This is a genomic window from Mesorhizobium sp. M7A.F.Ca.AU.001.01.1.1, assembly GCF_004022735.1.
Lineage (GTDB): Bacteria > Pseudomonadota > Alphaproteobacteria > Rhizobiales > Rhizobiaceae > Mesorhizobium > Mesorhizobium ciceri.
The window spans coordinates 1-2,592 of record NZ_RZPF01000826.1; the positions used below are offsets into that span (position 1 = coordinate 1).

Consider the following 2,592-nt stretch of genomic DNA (forward strand, 5'->3'; position numbering starts at 1 on the left):
GATCTACACCAGGTATCCGCATCCCGACATCAAAGTGACGGGCACGACAAAGGCCTTCCTGCATCGTGATCACCTGGCCTCGGTGCGCATGGTCACCGACAGCACCAGCGCCATCGTCGAGCAGACCAACTACGCCACCTATGGCGAGCGCCTCAACACAGGCTTCCAGACCCAGAAGAGCTACATCGGCGAACGCTTCGATCCCGAGACCGGGCTGCTGTATCTCAATGCGCGGTACATGGATCCCGTGCTGGGAAGGTTCATCTCGCCAGATGATTGGGATCCGACAAAGCAGGGCGTGGGGACCAACCGCTATGTATATGCCCAGAACGATCCGGTGAATAAAGCAGACAACAATGGACATTCGGCGCGGTCAGCCGACGACAGCGCGGCCGGATTGGCCAATGCTGCCAGAGAAGGTGGCGGCTCGGTTGGCACCGCTGAAGCGTCTGGCAGCCACGCCATCTCCCAATCAGCGGGGCCGGCGGTAAAGGAGTTGGGCCTTTCTGTTGACAAGAAAAAGTGCGATGGGTGTAAGCAAATAGCCGCCAGTAAATTCGATTTTGTTCGAAACCTCGTCGGCTTTGCCATGGATGTTATGACTAGCTTTACGGATCCAAACAAAGCGCCGTCGGTTAACGATCCCAAACCTCCAGTGAGGCAGATGGAGTCTGTAAAGAAGGCTCCAACCCCAACTGATCCGCCAAGTGCATCACCACCAGATGATCTGCCGCCAGGTCCGCCGACAAAGCCATCGAAGCCGCCGGGTGCTCCTCTTGGAACTCCTGTTATCGGGATCCCAATGGGGATTGTGCATGACTTTATGAGGGACCCGCGCGGGCTTACAGATCGAGATTTCAGGTTATGATGATAGAGTGAGTGATTGACTTTAGAATGGACCGGCTCTCGAAAAGAGCCCATGTGCCGAGGACTAGGCGCACCAGTCGTCGGATGGATGCATAGACGGGAAACGTCACATGGACCAAGTCACTGCTGAAGAGCGACAGAGATGGATTGAGTACTTCATCCCATTGGCCGAGCAAGGAGATCCAGATGCGCAGTTAGCCGTTGGTATTGGCTATGCTAACGGGGTGATGGTAGAAAAAGACCTAATGTTAGCGGAGCTCTGGCTCCGTCGCGCTGAAGAGAAAAAGGGCGAAGAAGCGACCTTCGTTCTCATAAAAACATTTTCCAGGGAAGAATCGCCCAAGACTCTCGATATTTTTGCAGAAAAAGCGGAGTGGGAGCTTGGCGCAATTTACCTTATATGTGGAAGATATTTAATGAGAAACGGCGATGTGAAACGGGGAAGGCTTCTTTTGAAGAAAGGATGGGAAAAAGGAAATATTATTGCCGGTATTTCATTTATTTCGTCGGGCTACGGCAAGCCTTGGAGATTTTTTTTGCTGCCTGTGGTGCTACCACTTTTGATTGAAAGCGTAATAGTAAAAGCTAAAGATCAGGCGGACGAGAGGATTTTGGAGTGATGCAAGGCTAATAGTTATCTAGGCTATATTGGCACGGGGCGATCAATGTGTAGAGCCAGCCATTGTGCTTAATTCCTATATTTGTACAGGGAACGGTCTCTCATGGCTCGTTTTCCGCTATTGTTAATCCTGCTTGCGCAGCCATCTGCCAAGACATTGTTAGGCCTCACACAAGTTCTCCTGTAGAGAACCGCTACTCCAGTTACGATGGATCAAAGGGCGTTCATTGGACACACACCGATCCAAAAACTGGGAAGAAGCAAGAAATCGCGATAGGCATCGGGGAAGACATCAACGCCGATTTTGATCTTTCCCCAGAAGGTAAATCCAAGCCTGGCGCTAAGGATTTTGAAAAGGCTGCCCAAGAGGCAAAGCAATACCTAGGGACCGTTCCGGGCCTCAAGGACGTGGCGAAACAAGCGGGTTTTCTTTTAGACAATCCGCGGAATGACGCCTTAGGAAAAAAATGGCGTGAAAGAATTGAAAGTGTGAAAAAGAGTGCTGAAAAGAAAATTGAAAAAGCAGAGAAAAAGACTGGCGGCGACGGCGGACAAGACAAAAAACCAGCAGGAAAGAAGCCATGACTGATGTGACGTTCGACATATTTTCTGTTGCCGAAGCGGGAGGAATAGGGGCAGTGCGGGTTGGGGAAAATTTGAATGAGATTGCGGAGCTCGTGGGGCCTCCAGACTATTGGGGCTTTGGTCCCGACGAAATTTTCAATGGTTACATGGGATTTGGACCAATTGAATTATATGTAAGATCGAGATTTGATATGCCGTTTGTGTCAATGATAAAAATCGATTTGATGGTAAGAAAGACTTTTTTCCGCCTAAAGAGTAAGTCACAGTCAGATCGTTACGCTGTTACGTTACCAAAAATTGAAATGAGAACATTCGACGATACTTTAAACGAAGTTAGGCGTAGAAAAATTCCATTTTCAACAAAACTTGGCGAAGGAATTGGTCCAGACACGTCAATAGTAATAGATTTTCTAAATGGATCTCGGTTTTATTTTGTGAATTTTGAGAATCCTGTCCTATTTTCTTTAGAAATAATCGATCAGTAACGAAGAAGATCACGGTGACAGTGTATTTTTGTATAC

Annotated in this window: 4 protein-coding genes; all 4 read left to right on the plus strand. The window is 48.7% G+C overall.

What is annotated here, in order from left to right; translation table 11 throughout:
- On the plus strand, positions 1-868 hold an 868-nt coding region (locus tag EN884_RS38830), incomplete at its 5' end, for an RHS repeat-associated core domain-containing protein (protein ID WP_164895300.1).
- A 109-nt stretch (positions 869-977) separates the two neighbouring features.
- Positions 978-1,487: a sel1 repeat family protein gene (locus tag EN884_RS32480; RefSeq protein WP_063168157.1), complete on the plus strand. Its 510-nt coding sequence runs from the start codon at positions 978-980 to the stop codon at positions 1,485-1,487.
- A 62-nt stretch (positions 1,488-1,549) separates the two neighbouring features.
- A complete protein-coding gene (locus tag EN884_RS32485) occupies positions 1,550-2,071 on the plus strand; it encodes a hypothetical protein (protein ID WP_127224119.1) in 522 nt (173 codons plus the stop codon).
- Positions 2,068-2,556, plus strand: coding sequence for a hypothetical protein (locus EN884_RS32490; RefSeq protein ID WP_127224120.1), 489 nt, complete (start codon positions 2,068-2,070; stop codon positions 2,554-2,556). Before EN884_RS32485 ends, EN884_RS32490 begins: the two co-directional genes overlap by 4 nt.
- The last annotated feature ends 36 nt before the right edge of the window (positions 2,557-2,592 follow it).